We start from the raw sequence: 24296 nt of genomic DNA, 5'->3' as shown, positions 1-24296 counted from the left end.
CTTTCTATAAACGAAGTAAAATTAATTTCGTTGCTTGTTAATACATTCGTTGTTTGACACAATTGTCTCCAATATGTTATAGTATGTAAGGTTAATAAAATAAAGCATCAAACAAGCAGAAGCACCCGCTTCTCACCTGATTCGACGTCTTAAGACTGTTGATGGGTAGATGGATATTCAGGCATGTCATAGTGTACATAGCCGGTTTACTATGTGTGGGTGATCGTTACGCCGACGCTTTTTTTATTTGCAGAAATAACAAAGTCGAGTGTTAACCGCACTCTACTTGAAAAAATTTGGAGGTGACTTACTATTAGTAAGGACATGTCTGTCAATGAAGGTATTCGTGCTCGTGAGGTTCGCTTAATTGGTCCTGATGGAAGCCAGCTTGGCATTAAATCTAGACAAGAAGCTTTAGACCTTGCGTCAAACGCAAATCTTGACCTTGTACTCGTTGCTGCAACTGCTAAACCGCCAGTATGTCGTATCATGGACTACGGTAAGTTTAAATACGAGCAACAACGTAAAGATCGTGAAGCACGAAAAAATCAAAAGGTCATTACGACTAAAGAGATTCGTCTAAGTCCAACGATTGAGGAAAACGACTTTAATACTAAGCTTAGAAATGCCCGTAAGTTCCTTGAAAAAGGCGACAAAGTTAAGGCAAGTATTCGTTTCCGTGGACGTGCAATTACTCATTCTCAAATCGGAAAAACGGTATTGGAAAAGTTAGCGAAAGAATGTGAAGATCTTTCTACGGTTGAAACGAAACCGAAGATGGAAGGTCGTAGCATGTTCCTTATCCTTGCACCTAAAGCCGAAAAATAATTTTTACCAGGGAGGATAACCATTATGCCTAAAATGAAAACTCATAAAGGTGCTGCAAAGCGCTTTAGAAAAACTGGATCAGGTAAATTGAAGCGTGCTCGCGCTTATACTAGTCACTTGTTTGCTAACAAGTCTACAAAAGCTAAGCGTAAGCTTCGTAAAGCAAAACTTGTTCACAGTGGTGATTACAAGCGTATCCGCACATTGTTAACTTACAAAAAACGTTAATCGTCGTTATTCGATTTAAAAATAGGAGGTTTTTAATATGCCAAGAGTAAAAGGTGGCTATGTAACACGTCGTCGTCGTAAAAAAGTTCTTAAGTTAGCTAAAGGCTATTTCGGTTCTAAACATAAATTATTTAAAGTAGCACAACAACAAGTATTCAAATCACTTATGTACGCTTACCGTGACCGTCGTCAAAAGAAGCGTGATTTCCGTAAGCTTTGGATCACTCGTATCAACGCTGCTGCACGTACAAACGGTCTTTCTTATAGCCGTTTAATGCACGGTCTTAAACTTGCGGGTATCGACATCAACCGTAAGATGCTTTCTGAGATTGCAATCACAGACGAAAAAGCTTTCTCTGAATTGGCTTCTAAAGCTAAAGAAAGCCTTAAAGCTTAATTAGAAAAAAAGAAAAGATCATTTCCTCATTTGATGGAGATGATCTTTTTTCATTCTGAAGGGAAAACAAAAAGGTGTTAATCATATATTTATTCATTTTAAACACAGCCGCCTATTATGTTATGAAAAAAGACAAAGCGTATGCGAAAGAAGGGAAATGGCGCACGCCTGAAGCGAGGCTTTGGCTGATCGCTTTTTTAGGCGGAGCACCTGGGATGTGGCTAGCTATGAAAAAGTTCCGTCATAAGACGAAACATCCATCTTTTCGATACGGTCTACCTGTCTTAAGCATCGCGGTCACTGTTTTGGCCGGCTGGTTCATATAGAAAAAGCTAATCCTGCTGTAGGTATCGTTTGTCTTTTAAAAAGAGCCTCCAGAATATATAAAAACCAGGAGCGAGTATGGCAAGACCGACGATATACATAATCATCAAGGAATAAAAGGTTTCTTTAGCCGTAAAAGCCTCATAGATCGTTAATTCAGGAAAAACGATATACGGCAGATGAGCTAAACCATAACCGATACTAGCTAGACCATACTGAAATACAGTTGCCAATAATGTAAAACGCGGCCGTCCAATTCCTGGGCGGTTTTGTTTTGGCCACCAAATGGATGCGTATGCCACGAGAAACGCAAGTAAAGACAGAATAAACCATATTTTTTGATCCATGAGGTTGTCTATAAGCCATCGAGATTCTGGTGGCATAAACAATAACGTAAATAGCGCAGAGAGTAACGTGAGTGGTCCGAGCAGGATGGCATTGCTCCTATACAATCTGTATGCTTCCTCTCTATTCGAAACCCGTGCGTAATCAGCTAAAAATAGAGATGACAGATATAGTTCCGAGGTTAAACCGAACAAAACATAGAGATAAAGCGTTGGACTCGTAAACAATTTTCCTAACAAAAGGCTTTGAGTGTCTCCATCCACGGAGATAAAACCTCCTTGAGAAATTGGAAGGACCGCTATGAGCAAGGATGGAATCAACAAGCCTGATATTCCTGAAATAATAAACATCGTTCTTCTATATCCTTGCACAGAGTAAGAGAACACCATAAAAGCACTTCGAATAGCAAGCAAAAATAGGATCAATGAAACAGGTACTAGCATTACGGTTCCAAGAGTATAGGCTCCTTTAGGAAAAAAGCCCACAAACGCTACCACGAGGAGGACGAGAAACGTATTGGTAATCTCCCAGGTTGGAGACAAGAATCGGTTGGCGATCCTGCCTGCCATTGTTCTATGATTGTTGTAGATCATCGCCCAAAATCCTGCACCAAAATCAATAGAACCGAAGATGCTATAAATAAAAATAAAGGTCCACATCATTAGAATGGCTAAAACTTCTTCACTCATTCTTTCTTCCTCCTTCCTAACCTTGGATCTTCTCCATATCTTTTGAAACCGGATTTCTTTTGAAATAGGCTGTTAAAATAAGGACGGTTAATACGCTAAGCAGGGCATACAAAAATAAGAATAACAAGAAGAGCACGCCAAGATCTTCATTTTTTGTTGCCGCTTCTGCTGTTGTCTGAACCCTATAAATCGTCCAAGGTTGTCTTCCGCTACAGCTGAACACCCATCCGAATTCAATGCCGAGCATGGACAAAGGTCCAGACAATACGAGAGACCAAAGCAGCCACTTAGGGAAAGGCTTTCCTCGCTTTTTAACAAAGAACCACCAATAAGTTAAGGCAACGGCGGCCAATCCCAGTAAAAGAGTACCAATTCCTACCATCAAGTTAAAGAGCGTATGAACATAGAAAGGTGGCCACGTTTCACGAGGGAACTCGTATAGTCCCTTAACCTCCGTATCAAATCTACCAGCAGCTAGCCAGCTGAGAGCCCAGGGAATCTCTATACCATACTTAACTTCTTCCGTCTTTGGATCTGTATAACCGCCTATTGCAAGCGGTGCATATCTTTGAGTTTCAAACAGTCCTTCAGCTGCTGCTAGTTTTTCAGGTGAATGCTGGTGCAGAATCTGTGCAGAATGATGCCCTGAGACAGCCGATACAAAACTCATCACAAGCGCAACAGTTAAAGACATGAAAAGTCCTTTTAAATGGTAAGCGCGTTCACGATCAGAGCGTTTTTTTAATAGTTTAAATGCCGCTACCGAGGCAACAGCAAAGGCTCCTGTCATATAAGCGGTTATTGCAACGTGAAAAGAAGAGGACAGGAAACTAGGGTTAAAAAAGGCATCCCATGGATTTACATCATAGATCGTACCATCCGGTTTGATTTTAAAACCTGCGGGTGTATTCATCCACGTGTTTACTGCAGATATTAAAATTGCAGACGCAACAGCGCCAAGTGCAACAAAAAATACAGAAATTAAACGAAAATACCTTGGTAATCTGTCTGCTGCATATACATAGATGGACATAAATAAGGCTTCTAAGAAAAATGCAAAAATTTCAATTTGGAACGGGAGTGATATGACTTTTCCCACTATCTCCATAAAACCAGGCCATAGCAGTGATAGCTGTACACCTACGATTGTTCCTGAAGGAATAGCAACCCCTAAAAGAACAGCGAAGGCTTTCGTCCACCTTTTTGCCATGATCGCATAGTCGTTGTCTCCTTTAACTTGATGAATGATTTCAGCAATGACGATCATTAAAGGAATTCCAACGCCAAGCGTCGCAAAAATGATATGAAAACCTAATGATGTTCCAAAAAAGGCTCTTGCTAGTACAACTGTATCCATGCCCAATTCCTCCTAAAGACTAAGAACTTTGTAAGTAAACAAGCTATCTTTAAGGTGTCAAAATATAGAAGGGATTATGCACAAGACATTTTGTCATATAGAGCTCGTCTTCTGTCATATGCTGACTTAAAGGGGGGTGAGTGCGTGTTAGACAATACAAGTGTATTCATCGAGGTGCTCAAGTTTAGTGGGATTTTTGCCCCTTTGCTGTTTATTTTGCTTCAGGCTTTTAGACAATTCTTTTTCCTGCCTGTAGGTCTTATCTGTCTGACAGGTGGAATTTTGTTCGGAGCCGTTGCGGGCACATTTTATTCTGTTATCGGTATTACCTTGTCGAGTGTTCTTTTTTACTGGGGTATGAAGAGCATGCCAAAACTTATGAAAAAAGTAAAAAAACTGCAGAAAAAGTGGATCGGAAAAAGAATGCCATTCTCGGTAGGTCAGATTGCTATTTTAAAAATGATTCCATTCATGCATTTTCATCTATTAAGTCTTTGTCTGATTGAGATTTCATCAAATTTTAAAGAGTATACGAAGGCTAGTATTATTTCAAACATACCAATAGCCATTTTCTATTCCTCATTTGGGTCCGTACTGCTTTCTCTGTCACTGGTTACATCAGTAGCAGTCATAATCGGCTTATCCGTACTGTTTTATCTATTAAGAAGAAAAGAATGGGTCATAAAATGGAGTGAATTTTTTGAGGAAAGCGACGTAAAACATGAAAAACAGCGCATGCCTGCATAGGGCGTGCTTTTTTTATGCTGGATTTGAAATAGAATAAATTCGTCCTCGAATGTAGACCAAGATAACGTTATAATAGCTTAGGAATGAAAGGCAGGGGATGAACGTGAAGATTGAACAACTTTTTTCCATGCAAGATGAATTGAATACACGAATTGTAAAAGAACATAACCTGGAAAATGCATCATTATCTGAACAAAGAAGATTAGCATTTCTTGTTGAACTCGGGGAACTGGCTAACGAAACAAGATGCTTCAAATATTGGAGTAAACGTCCAGCTTCTGATAAACACGTAATCTTAGAGGAATATGTAGACGGTTTGCATTTTGTGTTATCCATCGGACTAGACCTTGGCTTTACAAAGATTGATCTGCCAAATGAGGTTGAAATGCAAGAAAAAATGGACAAGATAGAGATAAACAAACTCTTTCTCTCTCTTTATCAATGGGGTTCTAAATCATTATCAGACCACGATTTTCATGCGTTTTTTAATGAGTTCTTAGGATTAGGCCTCAAACTTGGCTTTTCACTAGAAGAGATTGAAGCGGCTTACTTCGATAAAAATGCTGTAAATCACGAGCGTCAGGATACAGGTTATTAAAAACTCTTTTTCTGAAAGATTGTGGCTTTCAAAATCAACAGAGCAGCTATTTAATCTTTGTTTATTCGCTTCTATGACAAGTTGATTGGAAACAGCGAAAATAAAAAACCCGGAAATCCGGGTTTTACTTTAAGCCATCAGATAGAGTTGTTAAAATTTCTTCCTTCTTTTGCTGATCTGAATTTTTCCAGATCACTTCAAAAAGTACACCAAGACCAGGGAGCATTTTTTCTTCTCCACTTTCGATCGCATCAACAATCGTATCTTGCAATTGCTCTTTATTGTTACCAGTAACATTATGCAAAACAGCTTTTCTTAAATCAAGATTCATGGGATTAGCACCTCTATTATTTTTTTCTTTTTTTATTGTGTACGATATGAGTAAGTTTTATGAGGAGAAATATTAAATATTTATGATTTAAAGGAGTACATGTTATATGAAGCACATCGAATCAGAATCCAACGCTTCTTTAAAGCAATGGAAGAAGCTGCATACAAAAAAAGAGCGAGAAAAATCAGGCACCTATTTGATTGAAGGTCCTCATCTTATTGAAGAGGCAATCAAATCTGGTGCAAAACTGCAGCATGTCATTATTGAAGAACATTTTGAGTTAAATGAATCATGGCTGAAAGAAAAATTTGCGTTATGGTCGGTTCCTTCAAAATTGATGAAACAGCTATCTGAAACGGAAAAACCACAAGGAATCATAGCTGTTTGCGAAATGATGGATCAGAACGAAAATCTGATTAAAAAAAATGGCCGGTACTTATTGATCGACGGTGTACAAGACCCAGGTAACCTTGGAACAATTATACGTACAGCGGATAGCGCTGGTCTTGATGGAGTGTTCTTAGGTGAGGGTACGGCAGACCTTTATAATGGAAAAACAGTCAGGTCTACTCAAGGATCTCTTTTTCACCTTCCCATTGTAAAAGCAGACCTTTTAGAAATTGTTCAGCAATGTAAGGAAATGAATATCACTGTCCTCTCAACTTCTTTGCAAGAAGCTGTTGATATGCGGAAAGCACCAGAAGTTGAAGGATTCGCCTTAATCGTTGGAAACGAAGGAGCAGGGGTTCAAGAAGCATTGCAGCAAGAATCAACAATGAAAGTGAAGATACCTATCTTCGGAAGTGCTGAGTCACTTAACGTGTCTGTTGCAACAGGCATCCTTTTGTATGAATTACAACGGAATCGAACGTAATTTGTTTCAAGGCGTTGCAATTAATGATTTTTTTCATATATAATGAAAACGATGAATGAAATAAAGTAAAAAACAAAGATGGAGATAAGTAGGTAATGATTCCGCCAAAAAGGGAGGAAATGTCTAGACTGCGAGCATTTCTTTGGTAGGTATTATCGAATTCACTCCTGAGTTGTCACCTGAAACGTTTAGTAGGGCTGACCGGTGAAGAGCCGTTATTTAAATGAAGTGAACAGTGTATTTTTCATTGTTAAATTGGGTGGTACCGCGAACTCCTCGTCCCTTATTGGATGAGGAGTTTTTTATTTTTTTAAGGAGGGGTTGCACGGTGAAAGACCGTTTAGAAGCTCTAAAAGTAGAAGCGATCGGCCAAATCAAAGAAAGCCAAGAATTAAAAGATCTGCAAGCTGTGAAAGTTGCTTATTTAGGAAAGAAAGGACCGATCACTGAAGTATTGAAGGGAATGGGTAAATTATCTGCAGAAGAACGTCCTGTTATTGGAGCGTATGCCAACGAAGTGCGTGACAGCATCCAGCAGGAGATCGATAAAAAGCAGACTGAACTGGAAAATGCAGCGATCCTAGAAAAACTTGCGAAAGAAACAATTGATGTTTCACTCCCAGGCAGACCTGTAAAGCAAGGGAATGCTCATCCGTTAACAGCGGTTGTAACAGAGATTGAAGATCTGTTTCTTAGCATGGGCTTTACGATTGCAGAAGGACCTGAAGTAGAAACAGACTATTACAATTTTGAAGCGTTAAACTTGCCTAAAGGTCATCCGGCACGGGACATGCAGGATTCGTTCTTTATCACTGAAGATCTTTTGCTTCGTACTCAAACGTCACCAGTACAGGCTCGTACGATGGAGAAGCATGAGGGTCAGGGACCTGTAAAAATTATCTCTCCAGGAAAGGTTTATCGTAGAGATAACGACGATGCGACACATTCCCATCAGTTCATGCAGATTGAAGGACTTGTGGTTGATCAGAACGTTCGTTTAAGTGACTTGAAAGGTGTACTTGAAACGTTCGCTAAGAAAATGTTTGGTGACGATCGTAAAATTCGTCTTCGTCCAAGTTTCTTCCCTTTTACTGAACCTTCTGTTGAAATGGATATCTCTTGCTTTAAATGTAGCGGAAAGGGATGTTCGATCTGTAAGCAAACAGGCTGGATTGAAATCTTAGGAGCAGGTATGGTCCATCCGAACGTGCTTGAGATGGCAGGGTTCGATTCAAAGAAATACACAGGTTTTGCATTTGGTATGGGACCTGAGCGTATCGCGATGCTCAAATATGGAATTGATGATATTCGTCATTTCTATGCGAACGATATCCGGTTTTTAAAACAATTCAAAAATGCATAACTTGAGGAGGGGAATTATATGCTAATCTCTTATAACTGGCTAAAAGAATATGTAAATGTAGAAATCTCACCATCCGAGCTCGCAGATAAAATCACAAAAAGCGGTATTGAAGTTGAGATGGTCGAGTCATTAAATAAAGGAATCAGCGGAGTGGTTGTAGGATATGTCCAAGAATGTATCCAGCATCCAAACGCTGACAAACTTAGAGTTTGTAAAGTAGATGTTGGCCAAGGGGAAGTGTCTCAGATCGTATGCGGTGCACCTAATGTGGCACAAGGCCAAAAGGTTGCTGTTGCGGTGCCAGGAGCAGTTCTTCCAGGAAACTTTAAAATTAAAAAAGCAAAACTTCGTGGAGAAGAATCACACGGTATGATTTGTTCGCTTCAAGAGTTAGGTGTAGACACAAAACTTGTTCCAAAAGAATATTCAACTGGAATTTTTGTGATGCCTTCTGATGCAGAGCCAGGCAGTGATGCTTTAGAATACCTTAATCTAAATGACCATGTGCTGGAACTAGGCCTAACACCAAACCGTGCAGATTGTTTAAATGTGATCGGTGTTGCTTATGAAGTGGCAGCCATTCTTGAGCAAGAAGTGAAGCTTCCAAATCTAACGATTGCAACCATAGAAGAAAAAGCAGAAGATTTTATTTCTGTTCATATCGATTCACTGGAAGATAATCCGTATTATGGAGCAATGATTATCCGTGATGTTAAGATTGGTCCTTCACCGCTATGGATGCAGAATCGTCTAATGGCTTCTGGAATTCGTCCGATCAATAACATTGTTGACATTACAAATTATGTACTGCTGGAATACGGTCAGCCGCTTCACGCTTTCGACTATAATCGTCTAGGTTCAAAAGAAATCGTTGTACGACGAGCAAATGAAGGTGAGCACATTCTTACACTAGATGATCAAGATCGTACACTCAAAAACACACACTTAGTGATTACAAACGGTAAAGATCCGATTGCTGTAGCTGGTGTGATGGGTGGAGCAACGAGCGAAGTGCAGAATGATACGACAAACGTTCTTTTGGAAGCAGCTTACTTTGCTTCACAGCGTGTAAGAGCAGCTTCTAAAGATCTAGGTTTACGCAGTGAAGCGAGTTCTAGATATGAAAAAGGCATCGATCGCAACCGTGTATATGCAGCGGCTATGAGAGCAGCAGGATTGATGGCTGAACTTGCCGGCGGTAAAGTGGCTCGAGGAATTGTTGAAGCAGGAAAGCGCGAAGTAAACACATACAGCGTAAAGATGGATGTTTCTAGAATGAATGGTCTCCTTGGAACAGAGATTTCGCCAGAACAAACGGGAGCCATTTTTGACAGACTAGGGTTTTCATATAAAGAAGCGGAAGGTCAGTTCGAAGTGGTTGTTCCTTCAAGAAGACCAGACATTACGATTGAAGCGGACTTGATCGAGGAAGTCGGACGAATCTACGGATATGACCGTATTCCAACGACATATCTTTTATCAGAAGCACGTCCTGGCGGTTTAACAAAGAACCAGTCACAACGCCGTGACATTCGAGCGTATCTTGAAGGGGCTGGGCTTTATCAAGCTGTAACATATGCATTAACAACCCCGGCAAAATCAACTCATTTTTCATTTAGTGGTGAAAAAGTTTATCCGATCGCTGTTGCTCATCCGATGAGTGAAGAGCGCAGTACATTAAGAATGAGCTTGCTGCCGCAGCTTCTTGAAGTGCTTCAATATAACAGAAACCGTTCAATGGAAGATATCGCGATTTATGAGATGGGTTCTGTGTTTATCAATCGTCAAGAAAAGTTGACAGAACTACCAGAGGAATATGCATTTGTTTCTGGAGCTGTAACAGGCGTATTTAATGAACATTTGTGGCAGGGTGAAAGAAAGACAGTCGATTTTTATGTTCTAAAAGGAATTTTAGAAGGATTAATGAGCGAGTTGAATCTTTCCGAACGCATCACATATGAAGCGGGAGAAATTGAAAACATGCATCCAGGAAGAACAGCCATCGTGAAACTTGATGGTATTTCCGTTGGATTTGTTGGTCAACTTCACCCTGCACTTCAAAAAGAATTAAATTTAAAAGATACGTATGTGTTTGAACTGAACGTAACAAATCTTTTGGAGAAGGAAACAGATCAGATGGTCTATCAAACGCTGCCACGTTATCCTTCTATCACTCGTGATATTGCATTAGTCGTTGATCAAGAGCTTCCAGCAGGTGATCTAACAACGGTAATACAAGCGGCGGGTGGAGAATTATTAAAAGAAGTAAACCTTTTTGATCTGTATGAAGGAGAAAAAATGGAAGAAGGCAAGAAATCACTTGCTTTTTCATTAAAATACTTCGATCCAGAACGCACGCTAACAGATGAAGAAGTAGTAACGGCACATAATCGTGTTTTAAAGAGTTTAGAAGAACGCTTCGGTGCTCAATTAAGAAAATAATTGTTGAAGAAGCTGGTCCATCAAGAGATGGACCAGTTTTTTGTCTTTATTATTAGGCTGTTTTTGCATTTTTTTCCGTTCTTGAAAATGGTGTCAAAGCGAACTAGGCACTTTTGTGTGATAAGGGATCATTTTTATGTGATGGACTTCATTTTTTATGTGATCAACCCCTTCTTTATGTGATGAACTGCATTTTTTATGTGATTATAACTTTTTAGTAACCAATGGGTGATGCTCGCTCTACGAAAAAGAGGATGATTCCTTATGATTCATCCTCTCCGCCTCTTAATTTTTCTTTTTACGCAATAAATTCAACGCTTTTTGGGTATTTGCAAAGTGTTTCTTTGTTGCTGTGTCAAAAACAGACTGTCCAAATTTCTCCACAAGCTCTGCTGCTTTAACATCAACATGAGGACCAGCTCCTTTTGGGATTACTGTATTGAAGCGGGCCCCTAGTTTATCCATCTCTTTTAGAAAGCTGTATCTTGCTAAAATAGATGCGGCTGCTACAGACAGATGAACGGATTCACCTTTTGTCGCAAAATAGAGACCTTCTTTTAAAAGGTTTTTCTCTTTCGTTAGATAGTTAAAGTAAACACCAGGTTCGCAAAACTGATCTACTAATATTCCTTCTATTTCCTCACCTTCAATTTTTGCTTTAACATTTTGAAGAGCACGGTTATGAAGGATCGCTTTTATTTTCCCTTGAGTCATTCCTTTTTGCTGGAGTTCATTGTACTTTTCATTGTTTAAAACAAGCAGGGAATAAGGGACGGTGTGGATCAGCTCTTTTGCGATTTGTATGATCTGTTTATCGTTTAAGTGCTTCGAATCTTTAACCCCAAGTTCCCTTACCAGATCTAGTTGATCTCTTGATACATAAGCTGCAGCAACTGTCATCGGACCAAAATAATCACCTGTGCCGACTTCATCGCTTCCGATCATAGATAACTCTGCGGCATTTTGAGGCGGTGCATAACGATGTGCAGGTTTAGCAGTTTTGCTACTTACTTTAGACGGTGCAACATGACCTGAAAATCTTTGAGACACTTCCTCAGCGCCTTTTCCTTGAAACAGGACTTTCCCTGAATGATAGGCTGTTACCGTACAATCTGTAAGTTTAGCTGAAAATACGGCTCCGGGTGGTGTTTTAGGTGAAAGTAATTGTGAAAGTTCATTTTTCATTGCGAGTATTTCAGAGTTTGTCATTTTTTTCACTACATGAGACATGCATATTTTCCTCCTATAAATGAAGAGATTTCCAAAATTATCAAAAAAAGAGCTGAGTTAGAACAGAAATATTTTCAACTATGTACGAAATTTGATAAGATAAAGATTAGTATTCATTAAATGAATAATCCTTTTTGTGTTAAGGAGGTTAATTGTGGTGGAAGACAAAAATAAAAACCGTACTACGGTCGAAATCTATGGCCAACGTTATGTAATTGCAGGAACCGAAACTTCCAGCCACATTCATTTAGTAGCTGACAAAGTAGACTTGAAAATGAGAGAAATTCAATCTCATAACCGGTTTCTTGATACGAAACAACTTGCTGTACTAACAGCAGTAAATACAATGAGTGAATATTTAAAGATTAAAGAAGAGCTGAAAAAATTGCAACAGCGAATTGGAAAAGAGGAAGGATAGTATGTTGGATTTAATTTTGTTTATTGTATTAATAGGTGGTTTCTTGATTGGATTAAAACGCGGATTCATTATGCAGCTGGTTCACTTAGTCGGGTTTATTGCAGCTTACATTGTTGCTTACCTGTATTATGACGATTTAGCTCCAAAGCTGGAGTTATGGATCCCTTACCCGTCTTCAGATGATAGTTCTGTATCATTTTTGATGAACAGTATATCACTTGAACAGGCATATTATAATGCCATTGCTTTTGCGATTCTGTTCTTTGCGACTAAAATCATCTTGCAGATTCTTGGTTCCATGCTTGATTTTCTTGCCAATTTGCCAATCCTGCATACATTTAATAGATGGCTTGGTGGCCTATTAGGGTTTGTAGAAGTATATCTGATCGTGTTTATCTTGTTGTATATTGCAACACTAGTACCGATTGAAGCCTTTCAAGCACATTATGAAAATTCATGGATCGCACAGGGAATGGTCAAAAACACCCCCGTATTTTCTGAGTCAATAAAGGAAATGTGGATGAAACATATGGCGTAACTTCTCCCAAAGCGGAGAAGTTTTTTTGTCTTGGCTTTTACTATGTAGTTCTTGAGAGTGGTTGATTTCCGCTCCAGATACTCACAGTCTTTGTCTTTTTAGCCTTAAAACTAATAAAAGAGGTGAGCTCGTTATGGTAAATAAAAAAGAGATCGTACGCACACTTGAACAAATTGCTCTTTACCTTGAAATTTTAGGTGAGAACTCATTTAAAGTTTCCGCTTATCGTAAAGCGGCCAATGCTCTTGAGAGTGATGAGCGTACGATGGATGAGATCGGCGATGTGTCAAAGCTAAAAGGAATTGGTAAAGGGACTGCAACGGTTATCGTTGAAATGATGGAAAAAGGTAAGTCTGACCTTTTAGTGGAACTTCAAGAAAAAGTACCATCTGAATTGATCTCTCTGCTGCAAGTACCGAACCTTGGAGGAAAAAAGATTGCTAAACTTTATTCTGAGTTAGGTATAACGAATATTGAATCTCTTAAAGAAGCATGTGAAAATGGTAAAGTAAGAGCACTGGCTGGCTTTGGTGCGAAGACAGAAGAAAAGATTTTATCTTCTTTAAAGGATCTGGGAAAACGTCCTGAAAGATTGCCAATCGCTTATATGCTGCCCATTGCTGAAAAAATAGAACTACAGCTGGAAAAGATGACACATATTGAAAAGTTCTCTAGAGCGGGTAGTCTCAGACGTTACCGCGAAACGATCAAGGACCTTGATTTTATTATCTCTAGTCAGAATCCTGATAAAGTGAAGGAACAGCTTCTAAATTTAGACGGTATCATAGATGTTATTGCAAGCGGCGATACAAAGGTTTCTGTGGTGCTAGATGAAAAGATCTCTGTCTCAGTTGATTTCCGAATCGTTGAACCACAGCAATTTGCTACAACTTTACATCACTTTACAGGTTCGATGGAGCATAATGTGAAAATGAGGCAGCTTGCAAAGGCTCGAGGGGAAAAAATCAGTGAGTACGGTGTTGAGAATGTTGAGACAGGAGATGTTCAAACGTTTAAGACTGAAGAAGAATTTTATCTGCATTTCGGTTTGAACTGGATACCGCCTGAAGCTAGAGAAACTGGAGATGAAATTGAGCTTTTTAAAGAAGCACATGAGCTTATTCAACTGTCGGATATTAAGGGCGATCTTCATCTTCACTCAACCTGGAGTGATGGAGCCTTCTCTATTGAGGAAATGGCTGAAGAAGCGAGACGTAGAGGATATGAATTTATGGCGATCACGGATCATTCTCAATATTTGCGTGTAGCGAATGGTCTTACACCTGAAAGAGTGCGTATGCAGCGTCAAGAGATTAATAAATTAAATAAAAAATATTCAGATTTTAAAATACTCGCGGGTATTGAAATGGATATACTACCCGATGGCACATTGGATTATGATGATGACTTATTAGAGGAAGTGGATTTTGTTATAGCGAGTATTCATTCTGCCTTTTCTCAAGACAAAAGCAAAATTATGAAACGTTTAAAAACAGCATTAGAGCATAACAAAGTAGACCTTATCGCTCATCCAACCGGACGCTTAATCGGCCGTAGAGAAGGGTATGACGTTGACATAGAGCTGCTACTAAAGCTGGCATCTGAGACTGACACAGCCATTGAATTGAATGCAAATCCTAATCGGCTGGACCTTGCGCCAGAATGGCTGCAAAAAGCGCAAGAGCTCAACGTAAAGATTGCGATCAACACAGATGCACATTATAAAGATACGATGAAACATATGGAGATTGGAGCAGCGGTTGCCAGAAAAGGTTTGATTAGAAAAGACAGCGTGATAAACACGATGACTTTAAAAGAACTAGAAACCTATCTTAACCGTAAAAGATAGCTCTATATCCTCGAATCAGGAGGAACGATTATGCAAGAAAAAATGCTGCGTGTTTTAGAATTAAGAAAAGTGATTGATCGGCTAAAAAAGCATGCAAGCTGTTCACTTGGTCTAAATAAAATTGAATCGCTTATGCCCTATACAACACTTGAAGAAGTGAACGAGGCACAAGAGGCAACAGATGAAGGGGTAAAAGTCCTTCGATTAAAAGGACAAGTTCCGTTTGGCGGGATCTTCGATATTTCTTCGAACGTGAAGCGTTCTAAAATTGGGAGTCTGCTTAACGAAGAAGACCTAATGGATATCGCCTCAACTCTTTATGGGGGAAGACGGTTCAAGAGATTTATCGAGGGTTTAGTAGAGGATGGAATCGAACTGCGTATTTTAAGTTATGCTGCAGATCAAATCGTTCCTCTTCATGAATTAGAACAATCTATTAAAGCGTGTATTGATGACAATGGTCACATGATGGATAGTGCCAGTCCGGAACTGCGTGCGATCCGTCAGCAGCTCCGTACGTTTGAAGCAAGAGTAAGAGAAAAGCTAGAATCCATCGTAAGGTCTTCAAGCTATCAAAAGATGTTATCAGACTCCATCATCACTATTCGTAATGATCGCTTTGTTATTCCAGTCAAACAAGAGTACAGAGGCAATTTTGGCGGAATGGTGCATGATCAATCGGCTAGTGGAGCGACATTGTTCATCGAACCACAGTCCGTTGTAACGGTTAACAATCAAGTGAAGGAAGCAAAAGCAAAAGAAGCGCGAGAAATTGAAAAGATTTTAAGAGAGCTCACTGCACAGGTTGCTGAGCGCGCGGATGATATTTTAATAAACGTGGACATTCTTGCGGAAATGGATTTTATACTAGCAAAAGCTAGATTCTCTCATGAGTTAAAGTGCACACGACCAATCATGAATGATAGAGGATTTATTTCATTGAACAGTGGAAGACACCCGCTTCTTGATCAGGAAACCGTTGTGCCGACAAGCGTTATGTTAGGCGGTGAATATCAATCACTTGTTATTACAGGACCTAATACCGGGGGTAAAACAGTTACACTTAAAACAATAGGTCTCCTTACGCTGATGGCACAATGCGGACTTCAGATCCCTGCTCAAGAAGAATCGGAAATGGCTGTGTTTAAGAGTATTTATGCTGATATCGGTGATGAGCAATCCATTGAACAATCCTTGAGTACGTTTTCCTCACATATGGTAAACATTGTAGATATTTTAAACAAGATTGATTTTGAATCACTTGTACTCTTCGATGAATTAGGTGCAGGAACAGATCCTCAGGAAGGGGCAGCACTTGCAATCTCTATCTTGGATTTCGTTTTTGAAAGAGGAGCGAGGGTTGTTGCAACGACACACTATAGTGAACTAAAAGCATACGCGTATAACCGTCCCGGAGTAATGAATGCCTCCGTTGAATTTGATGTGCAGACCCTAAGACCGACATATCGGTTATTAGTTGGAGTTCCTGGTCGAAGCAATGCGTTTGAAATTTCGAAAAGATTGGGACTCCGCCAAGATATCATTGATTCAGCGAGATCACAGATTAGTGAAGATGAAAACAAAATTGATAATATGATTAAATCTCTTGAAGATAACCGCAAACAAGCAGAAAAAGAGATGGAAGAAGCTGAAAACCGAAGAAAAGAAGCAGAGTCTATAAAAGCTGACTTGGCAAGAGAGCTCGAGCTTTTTCAAAATGAAAAAGAAAGACTGTATGAAAAAGCGAAACAAGAAGCAGAAAAAGCTGTTGAAAAAGCGCGTGACACGGCCGAAGAAATTATTCACGAGATCCGTGAGCTTCAAAAAGCTGGAGGACAGATCAAAGAGCATAAACTGATTGAAGCAAAGAAGAGATTGGAAGAAGCCGTTCCTCAATCAAAAACAAAAAGTAAAAAGCCAAAAGCTGTATCAACCAAAAAAGAATATGTACCAGGAGATGAGGTAAGAGTCCTCAGTGTCGGGCAAAAAGGACATATTGTTGAAAAGGTGAGCAGCACTGAATATCAAGTTCAGATCGGAATCTTAAAAATGAATGTTTCAGAGAAAGATTTGGAATGGGTAAAACAAAGTAAACCGAAACCTGAGCCTCGTTCATTCGTAAAAGTAACAGGAAACTCAGACTCCTCTCGTCCTGAACTGGATCTAAGAGGGAAACGATACGAAGATGCGATGCTCGAAGTGGACCGTTATTTGGATGAAGCACTACTCGCAGGCTTTAACCAAGTTTATATTATACATGGTAAAGGTACTGGTGCATTAAGAAAGGGCGTTCAAGATCTTTTGAAAACTCATCGAAATGTGAAATCCACTCGAATGGGTGCAGCAGGTGAAGGCGGAGGCGGAGTGACCGTAGCTGTATTAAAATAAGAGGAGATTTTTTAGGGGGTTATTCAATGGAAAAAGACCCATATCTCCAGCACATAACCAAGCCATTTACAAAGGGGTATTGCTGAATGGATTTTATGAGTAACGCGTTTGTTAAAACAGCTGCAAACTACAGCGTTGTTGTGCTTTGTCTTGTCGTCTTTCTGGCTGTGTTTGAACTTGTTACCCGTTATAAAAACTGGGTGGAGATCAAAAACGGAAACTTATCCGTTGCAATGGCTACAGGCGGAAAAATCTTTGGTATCGCAAATATTTTCCGGTATTCTATTGCTCAAAATGACTCTTTGATCACGATGATTACGTGGGGAATTTATGGGTTTGTATTACTTTTGGTTGGTTATTTTATCTTTGAGTTTCTGACACCAAAGTTTCAGATTGATAAAGAAATCGAAAATGATAACCGAGCGGTTGGTTTTATCTCAATGATCATTTCCATTGGTTTATCGTTTGTAATCGGTGAAGGAATCGAATAGCTGAAGGGAATAAATATGGAAACGTTATTTAAAGTTCTGTTTGTGCTAAGCGGTGTCTTTATCGCCGCAGGTCTTATATACTTATTTTTCTTTGCGTAAAAAAACCAGGCTCCTCATGTGTGAGGGCCTGGTTTTTTGTTGCTTAGCTTATTCAACAAGCCGAAAAACTACCCCACTTGAATAAACACATATCAGTTTTGAGAAACGAAATACAACGATTATCCAAATTATTTAACCGATAATTTTAAATTTTTAAAAAAGTATGTAAAAATGTATTCGTTTTCAATATAATAGGAATAAAGATATAGAAATTTTGAAGGAAGGCGTGAATTAAAGGAGGAGATGCAAGTGGAAAGACGGTGGCTTAACAGTTACCCAAGTGAAATTCCGGGACATCTTGATTACGACAGCAAACCTTTATTCGCGTATTTAGAGTTAGCAGCAGAAGAAAAAAGAGACTATACTGCTGTCCATTTCTTAGGGAAAACATTAACATTTGGTGAGCTTCACGAAAGTAGTTTGCGTTTTGCACATGCTCTATCAACACTTGGAGTAAAAAAAGGAGACCGGGTCGCTATCATGCTGCCTAACTGTCCGCAGGCTGTGATTGCTTATTACGGAACCCTTTTCTTAGGTGCGATCGTAGTTCAAACCAATCCGCTCTATACAGAAAGAGAACTTCTTCATCAACTTTCTGATAGCGGTGCAAAAGTTATCGTTGGGTTAGATTTGTTGTTTGGCAGGATCTCGGCAGTTCGTGGAGATACGAACCTAGAGCATATTGTCATGACATCAATTAAAGACTATCTGCCATTTCCAAAGAATATACTTTATCCTTTTGTTCAAAAAAGGCAGAACCCAACAGTAGTCGTAGATATTTCTTACAATCACGAAGTTCATTCGTTTCGTGAGCTGCTTAAACGTTCACAGGCGATTAAACCTCAAACAGAGATTGTACCAGATGAAGATCTTGCGCTCCTGCAATACACAGGAGGTACTACAGGTCCTGCAAAAGGTGTAATGCTCACGCACAAGAATTTAGTGACAAATGCGCTGCAATGCAATGCATGGATGTACAAGAATAGAGACGGTAAGGAAAAAATCCTTGGTGCTTTGCCATTTTTTCATGTATATGGCATGACGTGTGTTATGAATTTAGGCATCATTACAAAAGCAGAGATGATTATTTTGCCTCGCTTTGATCCTGCACAAGTGCTTAAAACGATTCATAAGGAACGCCCTACACTTTTTCCGGGAGCTCCAACCATGTATATCGCGTTGCTTAATCATCCAGATTTAAAGAAGTATGATTTATCTTCTATTCAGGCGTGTATCAGTGGTTCGGCAGCACTACCACTAGAAGTTCAAGAGAAATTTCAGGCGATCATATCTGGTTCCCTGGTTGAAGGATATGGGCTTACTGAAGCATCACCTGTTACACATGCCAACCTCATCTACGGAAAACAAGTAAAAGGAAGCATCGGTTTACCATGGCCGAATACTGAGGCAACTATCATCTCTGCTGAAACAGGTGAATGGGCAGAACCTGGAGAGATCGGAGAATTGGCTGTACGAGGACCTCAAGTTATGAAAGGCTATTGGAATCAGCCGGAGGAAACCGCATCCGTTTTCAAGGAAGATTGGCTGATCACAGGGGATATGGGTTACATGGATGAAAATGGATATTTTTATATCGTGGACCGTAAGAAGGATCTGATCATCGCTGGCGGTTTTAACATCTATCCACGTGAAGTAGAAGAAGTTCTCTATGAACATGAAAAAGTGAAAGAAGCTGTCGTTGTTGGTGTTCCAGATGAATATCGAGGCGAAACAGTTAAAGCTTTTGTTGTATTAAAAGAAGGAACGGAATGTTCAGAAGAAGAATTAAACAAATTCTGCAGAGAACACCTTGCTTCTTTTAAAGTTCCAAGACTTTACGAGTTTAGGAATGAACTTCCGAAGACGATGGTAGGAAAAATATTAAGAAGAGTTCTATTAGAAGAAGAACGTGAAAAAGCAACAAATAAAACATAAAAAGCTGCCTATTGGCGGCTTTTTATGTGGAAAATCATACTTTTCACAGTTCATTTTAACTTAAACTTGTAAAATCTCTTCAAAAAGTGACATAATGAAATTGACAGAAAAGAAAGATTTGTTTTACAATTATGAATGAACAATCATTCATTTTTAACAAAGTGATTGTCTTATACAAAAGAGGCGATGGCAATGAAACGTAAAGGTCCAAAATACGAAAAAATAATTGATGCTGCTGTTAATGTGATTGCAGAAAATGGTTATCATCAATCCCAAGTTTCAAAGATAGCGAAAGAAGCGGGTGTCGCCGATGGCACCATCTATCTATATTTTAAAAATAAAGAAGATCTGCTTGTTTCTGTTTTTAATGAAAAGATGGGGACCTTTATCGAAAAGACAGAAAACGAGCTGAAAAGCAATGACTCAGCTATAGAGAAGCTTAGAATTCTTGTTGAGATGCACTTTAAGCAACTCACTGCTGATTTTGAACTATCAATCGTTACACAGCTAGAACTCCGTCAAACAAATAGACAGCTTCGTGCAAAAATAGGAGAAGTATTAAAGCGTTATTTGAATTTAATCGACTCTATTTTAAAAGATGGCATGAATGAAGGTGTGTTTGTAAAGAACATGGATTACAGATTGGCTCGACAAATGATTTTCGGAACAATCGATGAAACGGCTACAAACTGGGTAATGAATGATCATCGATATGATCTTCCTGCTCTTGCAGGACCTGTACACCAAATGCTTGTTAACGGTCTGTCAGTTAGGTCTGATCAATCACCTTGATATTTATCAATAAGGAGGGGCTGTACAATTGGAATTCATACAAATCGAAACGAAGAATAAAGTGGCAACTATTAAACTTAATCGCGCACCAGCCAATGCGTTATCTACTGGGGTTATTCAAGAAATTGACCGAGCGCTCGATCAGATTGAAAACGATAATTCTATAAAAGTCGTTGTCATTCTTGGAGAAGGCCGATTCTTTTCAGCAGGAGCGGATATAAAAGAATTTACAGAAGTACCTGATGAAAAAGGTTTCGCAGAGCTAGGAAAAAAAGGTCAAGATGTTTTCAACCGGATTGAACAATTCTCAAAACCGGTAATCGCTGCAATTCATGGTGCGGCTCTTGGCGGTGGTTTGGAACTTGCGATGAGCTGCCACATTAGACTTGTTGCAGAAGATGCAAAACTAGGACTTCCGGAACTCACGCTAGGTCTAGTCCCCGGTTTTGCGGGAACGCAAAGGCTTCCTCAGCTTGTTGGAGTACCTAAAGCTTGCGAGATGCTTCTTTCGAGTAAACCGATCTCTGGAAAAGATGCTGTCACATATGGTTTAGCTAATGACGCTTTTCCAGCTGAAGAACTTTTTGAAAAGGCTTACAAAATGGCTGGGGATTTCTCAGAAAAAAGTGCTGTATCAATCAAGTACACACTAGAGTTATTGAATTATGCAAAACACGGCCTTTATGAAAAAGGGGCAGAGAAAGAACAAGAATTGTTTGGCAAAGCATTTAAAAGTTTCGACGGACAAGAAGGTATTGCTGCTTTTATTGAAAAAAGAAAGCCTGAATTTCAGGACCGATAATTAGGAGGGTAACGATGAACATTTTTGTTATTTTAAAACGTACTTTTGACACAGAAGAAAAAATCTCTGTTTCAAACAATAAGATTTCAGAAGTCAGCGCAGAATTTATCATAAATCCTTATGACGAGTATGCAATCGAAGAAGCGATTACGTTAAAGGATGCTCACGGCGGTACCGTAACAGTTGTGACGGTTGGGGATGAAGATTCAGAGAAAGAACTTCGTACGGCTCTAGCGATGGGTGCTGATCAAGCGGTACTTATTTCAAATGAAGACTTAGATAGCCAAGATCAATTTACGACTTCATCTGTATTAGCGGCTTACTTTAAAGACAAAGAGTACGACATTATTCTAGGTGGAAACGTTGCGATCGATAACGGAACAGGTCAAGTAGGTCCGCGTCTTGCAGAACTTCTAGATATTCCTCACGTTACAACCATTACTAAGATTGAAGTGAATGGAACAACTGTAAATATTGAACGTGACGTTGAAGGGGATCTTGAGAAAATTGAAACGACTCTTCCACTATTAGTAACAGCGCAACAAGGATTGAATGAGCCTCGTTATCCTTCTCTGCCGGGAATCATGAAAGCAAAGAAAAAACCGCTGGAAACCTTAGAGTTAGACGATCTCGATATTGATGAAGATGATGTGGAAGCAAAAACAAAAACAGTAGAAGTTTATCTTCCTCCTAAGAAGGAAGCTGGGAAAATTCTATCAGGTGAAACTTCAGACCAAGTGAAAGAACTGGTATCTCTGTTAAGAAATGAAGCAAAGGTAATATAAGGAGGAGTCATCATGGCAAAAAAAGTTTTAGTACTTGCAGAATCCCGTGACGGTGCATTACGTAATGTTTCATTTGAAGCAATTGCAGCAGCAAAAGAAATTTCTGGCGGCGGAGAAGTTTTCGCAGTATTATGTGGTGACTCTGTTCAGTCGTTAGCGACAGAATTAATTCACTATGGAGCTGATCGTGTACTTGTAGCGGAAAATGAGAAACTTGCAAACTATACACCAGATGGGTACTTTCAAACATTAAAGAAAATCATAGATGACGAGAGTCCAGAAGCCATCGTATTCGGACACACATCGCTTGGTAAAGACTTATCACCGAGACTTGCTGCCCGCTTAGAATCTGGCCTGATCTCTGATGTAACAGGTCTTGAACAAGCTGGTGAGAACACTGTATTTACTCGTCCTGTATATTCAGGTAAAGCATTTGAGAAGAAATTAATTTCCGACGGATTAGTGTTCGTAACGATTCGTCCAAACAACATTACGCCTCTAGAGAAGGATGAGTCTAGATCAGGAGAAGTCAAGGCAGTTTCTGTTGATATCAAGGACTTAAGAACAATTGTAAAAGAAGTTGTTCGTAAAGCATCAACAGGTGTCGACCTTTCTGAAGCAAAAATAATCGTTGCGGGCGGACGCGGTGTGAAATCTGAAGATGGATTCAAACCTCTTCAAGAGCTTGCAGATGTTCTGGGAGCAGCTGTTGGTGCTTCTCGTGGTGCATGTGATGCTGATTATTGTGATTACTCGCTTCAAATCGGCCAAACTGGTAAAGTTGTTACTCCAGATTTATATATTGCTTGTGGAATCTCAGGGGCTATTCAGCATTTAGCAGGTATGTCCAACTCTAAAGTTATCGTAGCGATCAATAAAGATCCAGAGGCAAGCATCTTCTCTATTGCTGATTATGGAATTGTCGGAGATCTGTTTGAAGTAGTGCCTTTGTTAACAGAAGAGTTTAAGAAAGTGTTAGTATAGAATAAAAACGATAAAAAACGTCCAAAGTTGGACGTTTTTTTATCGGATATGGAGGGTGTTGGATGACTACAATTGCATTTATCCGTCATGGTGAAACGGATTGGAACACAGAAAGAAGAGCGCAAGGCTGTAAAGATATACCTCTAAATCAAAACGGAATATATCAGGCTGATAGGCTGGCTGAAAGATTTATTGATGAAAAATGGGATGTCATATATGCAAGTCCGCTAAAAAGGGCTTTTAAGACAGCTGAAGCTTTAAGTAGGGTTATGGATTTACCTGTTATAGCCGATGAGAGACTGCGAGAAATTTCGTTCGGCGAAACAGAAGGGACAACGGAAGCTGAGCGGGTGGAACGCTGGGGAGAGGATTGGAAGAACCTTAATCTCGGCAGAGAAACGGATGAAGAGGCAGACCTTCGATGGAAAGCTGCTTTAAAGGAAATTACAGATAACCATAAAAATCAAAAAGTGCTGATTGTGACGCATGGTGCTCTTCTTGTAAGAATCTTTAAAGATCTTCTACAAGACAAGACTGATCGATGGTACGGGCTGAATAACACGTCTTTCTCTGTTTTCCAACTCACACCTGAAGAGATCTGGAAATGCGAATTGTTTAATTGTCAAAAGCACCTTGAAGAGACAGCGACTATTTAACGTTTGTTGAAATGAAAACTTGGGTACCATAAGGTTGAGCAAACTATTAGCAACTGAGTAATTTGTGATATATACTTTGTTTACACTTTGTTAAAAGGAGGCCAAATAAATGGCTATTGTTAATGCATCAGATCAAACATTTAATACAGAAACGAACGAAGGTTTAGTACTTGCTGACTTTTGGGCACCGTGGTGCGGACCTTGTAAAATGATTGCTCCAGTACTTGAAGAAGTAGATCAAGAAATGGAAGAATTAAAAGTAGTTAAGCTGGATGTTGATGAAAATCAAGAAACAGCTGGTAAATATGGTGTAATGAGCATTCCTACTTTACTAGTATTCAAAGATGGTCAAGTGGTTGACCAAGTTGTAGGTTTCCAACCTAAAGAAGCATTAGTAGAGCTTTTAAACAAACATAAGTAAGCCATCTTCAAAAAAGCCCGAACTTCGGGCTTTTTTTTTGTGGGATAGATTTAAGTTTTTTAATATAGTCTTTTTAAAAAGAATGTTACTTTTCAATCAATTCTCTTCTATTTGCAAGTTGATTGAAGCGCAAGGTGCGAGACTCCTACTGAACGAGCTGTCAGGTGGAGACTCCCAACGGCGCAAAGCGGCAGGAGGCTCACCGTACACCCCGTGGAAAGCGAGCATCCTGGAGCGGAAATCAACTACTTGTAGCTATGCAGGAAAAGACATATTGATGGGTTCAGGTGTACAACCGATACAAGCAAGCATCATAGAAAGGAGCTCAAAAGAAAAACCATCCTTCTCTTTTGTAATATTTTCTAGGAAATATTGTCGATAAATG

25 protein-coding genes and 1 other annotated feature are annotated in these 24296 nt (G+C 39.4%); of the genes, 21 read left to right on the top strand and 4 right to left on the bottom strand.

Going from position 1 to position 24296, the window contains the following annotated elements; genetic code table 11:
* The first annotated feature begins 324 nt into the window (after positions 1–324).
* The 4 genes from infC to AWM68_RS15230 all read left to right on the top strand — a co-directional run bounded on the left by infC (position 325) and on the right by AWM68_RS15230 (position 1779).
* Positions 325–828 carry a translation initiation factor IF-3 gene (gene infC / locus AWM68_RS15245; RefSeq protein ID WP_066243625.1) on the top strand — a complete coding sequence of 168 codons (504 nt, stop codon included), beginning with the start codon at positions 325–327 and terminating at the stop codon, positions 826–828.
* A gap of 24 nt (positions 829–852) precedes the next feature.
* The gene (gene rpmI / locus AWM68_RS15240) at positions 853–1056 is read left to right on the top strand and encodes a 50S ribosomal protein L35 (RefSeq protein WP_066243622.1); all 204 of its coding nucleotides are present in this window, start codon (positions 853–855) and stop codon (positions 1054–1056) included.
* 37 nt (positions 1057–1093) lie between these two features.
* Positions 1094–1453: a 50S ribosomal protein L20 gene (gene rplT / locus AWM68_RS15235; protein ID WP_066243619.1), complete on the top strand. Its 360-nt coding sequence runs from the start codon at positions 1094–1096 to the stop codon at positions 1451–1453.
* 74 nt (positions 1454–1527) lie between these two features.
* On the top strand, positions 1528–1779 hold the full coding sequence (locus AWM68_RS15230; protein WP_066243616.1) for a DUF1294 domain-containing protein: 252 nt from the start codon (positions 1528–1530) through the stop codon (positions 1777–1779).
* Between the two features lie 6 nt (positions 1780–1785).
* Here AWM68_RS15230 and AWM68_RS15225 read toward each other — a convergent pair whose 3' ends face one another.
* Together AWM68_RS15225 and AWM68_RS15220 are read right to left on the bottom strand one after the other, a co-directional pair.
* A complete protein-coding gene (locus AWM68_RS15225; RefSeq protein ID WP_066243612.1) occupies positions 1786–2811 on the bottom strand; it encodes a cytochrome d ubiquinol oxidase subunit II in 1026 nt (341 codons plus the stop codon).
* Positions 2812–2827: 16 nt separating this feature from the next.
* Complete coding sequence (locus tag AWM68_RS15220; RefSeq protein WP_066243609.1) at positions 2828–4168, bottom strand: cytochrome ubiquinol oxidase subunit I; 1341 nt, start codon at positions 4166–4168, stop codon at positions 2828–2830.
* A gap of 144 nt (positions 4169–4312) precedes the next feature.
* Here AWM68_RS15220 and AWM68_RS15215 point away from each other — a divergent pair, with 144 nt between their 5' ends.
* Positions 4313–4915, top strand: coding sequence for a TVP38/TMEM64 family protein (locus AWM68_RS15215; RefSeq protein WP_066243606.1), 603 nt, complete (start codon positions 4313–4315; stop codon positions 4913–4915).
* A gap of 103 nt (positions 4916–5018) precedes the next feature.
* Complete coding sequence (locus AWM68_RS15210) at positions 5019–5513, top strand: dUTP diphosphatase (RefSeq protein WP_066243605.1); 495 nt, start codon at positions 5019–5021, stop codon at positions 5511–5513.
* 124 nt (positions 5514–5637) lie between these two features.
* On the opposite strand, the gene sspI is transcribed toward AWM68_RS15210, so the two are convergent.
* A complete protein-coding gene (gene sspI / locus AWM68_RS15205) occupies positions 5638–5844 on the bottom strand; it encodes a small acid-soluble spore protein SspI (RefSeq protein WP_066243600.1) in 207 nt (68 codons plus the stop codon).
* Between the two features lie 106 nt (positions 5845–5950).
* Between sspI and AWM68_RS15200 the strand changes: the two genes are divergently transcribed.
* The 3 genes from AWM68_RS15200 to pheT all read left to right on the top strand — a co-directional run bounded on the left by AWM68_RS15200 (position 5951) and on the right by pheT (position 10523).
* Positions 5951–6718 (top strand): TrmH family RNA methyltransferase, encoded by a 768-nt coding sequence (locus AWM68_RS15200; protein WP_066243598.1) that lies wholly within the window; start codon positions 5951–5953, stop codon positions 6716–6718.
* Positions 6719–6784: 66 nt separating this feature from the next.
* Positions 6785–7005, top strand: a binding site (T-box leader).
* A gap of 41 nt (positions 7006–7046) precedes the next feature.
* Positions 7047–8081, top strand: coding sequence for a phenylalanine--tRNA ligase subunit alpha (gene pheS, locus AWM68_RS15195; protein WP_066243596.1), 1035 nt, complete (start codon positions 7047–7049; stop codon positions 8079–8081).
* Positions 8082–8099: 18 nt separating this feature from the next.
* Positions 8100–10523, top strand: coding sequence for a phenylalanine--tRNA ligase subunit beta (gene pheT / locus AWM68_RS15190; RefSeq protein ID WP_066243593.1), 2424 nt, complete (start codon positions 8100–8102; stop codon positions 10521–10523).
* Positions 10524–10808: 285 nt separating this feature from the next.
* Here the strand turns inward: pheT and rnhC are convergent, their stop codons facing one another.
* Entirely contained in the window at positions 10809–11753 is a 945-nt protein-coding gene (gene rnhC, locus AWM68_RS15185) for a ribonuclease HIII (RefSeq protein ID WP_066243591.1), read from the bottom strand.
* 157 nt (positions 11754–11910) lie between these two features.
* Between rnhC and zapA the strand changes: the two genes are divergently transcribed.
* From zapA to trxA, 12 genes are all read left to right on the top strand, one after another.
* The gene (zapA, locus tag AWM68_RS15180) at positions 11911–12171 is read left to right on the top strand and encodes a cell division protein ZapA (RefSeq protein ID WP_066243588.1); all 261 of its coding nucleotides are present in this window, start codon (positions 11911–11913) and stop codon (positions 12169–12171) included.
* Position 12172: 1 nt separating this feature from the next.
* Entirely contained in the window at positions 12173–12709 is a 537-nt protein-coding gene (locus tag AWM68_RS15175; protein WP_066243584.1) for a CvpA family protein, read from the top strand.
* A gap of 133 nt (positions 12710–12842) precedes the next feature.
* Complete coding sequence (polX, locus tag AWM68_RS15170) at positions 12843–14558, top strand: DNA polymerase/3'-5' exonuclease PolX (RefSeq protein ID WP_066243582.1); 1716 nt, start codon at positions 12843–12845, stop codon at positions 14556–14558.
* A gap of 30 nt (positions 14559–14588) precedes the next feature.
* Positions 14589–16946: an endonuclease MutS2 gene (locus tag AWM68_RS15165; protein ID WP_066243580.1), complete on the top strand. Its 2358-nt coding sequence runs from the start codon at positions 14589–14591 to the stop codon at positions 16944–16946.
* Between the two features lie 86 nt (positions 16947–17032).
* Positions 17033–17437: a DUF350 domain-containing protein gene (locus tag AWM68_RS15160; protein WP_066243576.1), complete on the top strand. Its 405-nt coding sequence runs from the start codon at positions 17033–17035 to the stop codon at positions 17435–17437.
* Between the two features lie 342 nt (positions 17438–17779).
* On the top strand, positions 17780–19471 hold the full coding sequence (locus AWM68_RS15155; protein WP_156488427.1) for an AMP-binding protein: 1692 nt from the start codon (positions 17780–17782) through the stop codon (positions 19469–19471).
* Between the two features lie 192 nt (positions 19472–19663).
* A complete protein-coding gene (locus tag AWM68_RS15150) occupies positions 19664–20263 on the top strand; it encodes a TetR/AcrR family transcriptional regulator (protein ID WP_066243571.1) in 600 nt (199 codons plus the stop codon).
* 28 nt (positions 20264–20291) lie between these two features.
* On the top strand, positions 20292–21065 hold the full coding sequence (locus AWM68_RS15145; protein ID WP_066243569.1) for an enoyl-CoA hydratase: 774 nt from the start codon (positions 20292–20294) through the stop codon (positions 21063–21065).
* A 14-nt stretch (positions 21066–21079) separates the two neighbouring features.
* Complete coding sequence (locus AWM68_RS15140) at positions 21080–21850, top strand: electron transfer flavoprotein subunit beta/FixA family protein (protein WP_066243566.1); 771 nt, start codon at positions 21080–21082, stop codon at positions 21848–21850.
* A 12-nt stretch (positions 21851–21862) separates the two neighbouring features.
* Positions 21863–22834: an electron transfer flavoprotein subunit alpha/FixB family protein gene (locus AWM68_RS15135; protein ID WP_066243563.1), complete on the top strand. Its 972-nt coding sequence runs from the start codon at positions 21863–21865 to the stop codon at positions 22832–22834.
* A 62-nt stretch (positions 22835–22896) separates the two neighbouring features.
* On the top strand, positions 22897–23490 hold the full coding sequence (locus AWM68_RS15130) for a histidine phosphatase family protein (RefSeq protein ID WP_066243560.1): 594 nt from the start codon (positions 22897–22899) through the stop codon (positions 23488–23490).
* Positions 23491–23599: 109 nt separating this feature from the next.
* Positions 23600–23911: a thioredoxin gene (trxA, locus tag AWM68_RS15125; protein ID WP_066243558.1), complete on the top strand. Its 312-nt coding sequence runs from the start codon at positions 23600–23602 to the stop codon at positions 23909–23911.
* The last annotated feature ends 385 nt before the right edge of the window (positions 23912–24296 follow it).

Origin of the sequence: Fictibacillus phosphorivorans, assembly GCF_001619875.1 — a bacterium.
Taxonomy (GTDB): domain Bacteria; phylum Bacillota; class Bacilli; order Bacillales; family Fictibacillaceae; genus Fictibacillus; species Fictibacillus phosphorivorans_B.
The sequence above is the reverse complement of the archived record's forward strand: the minus strand, read 5'-3'. Positions and strand labels throughout refer to the sequence as shown.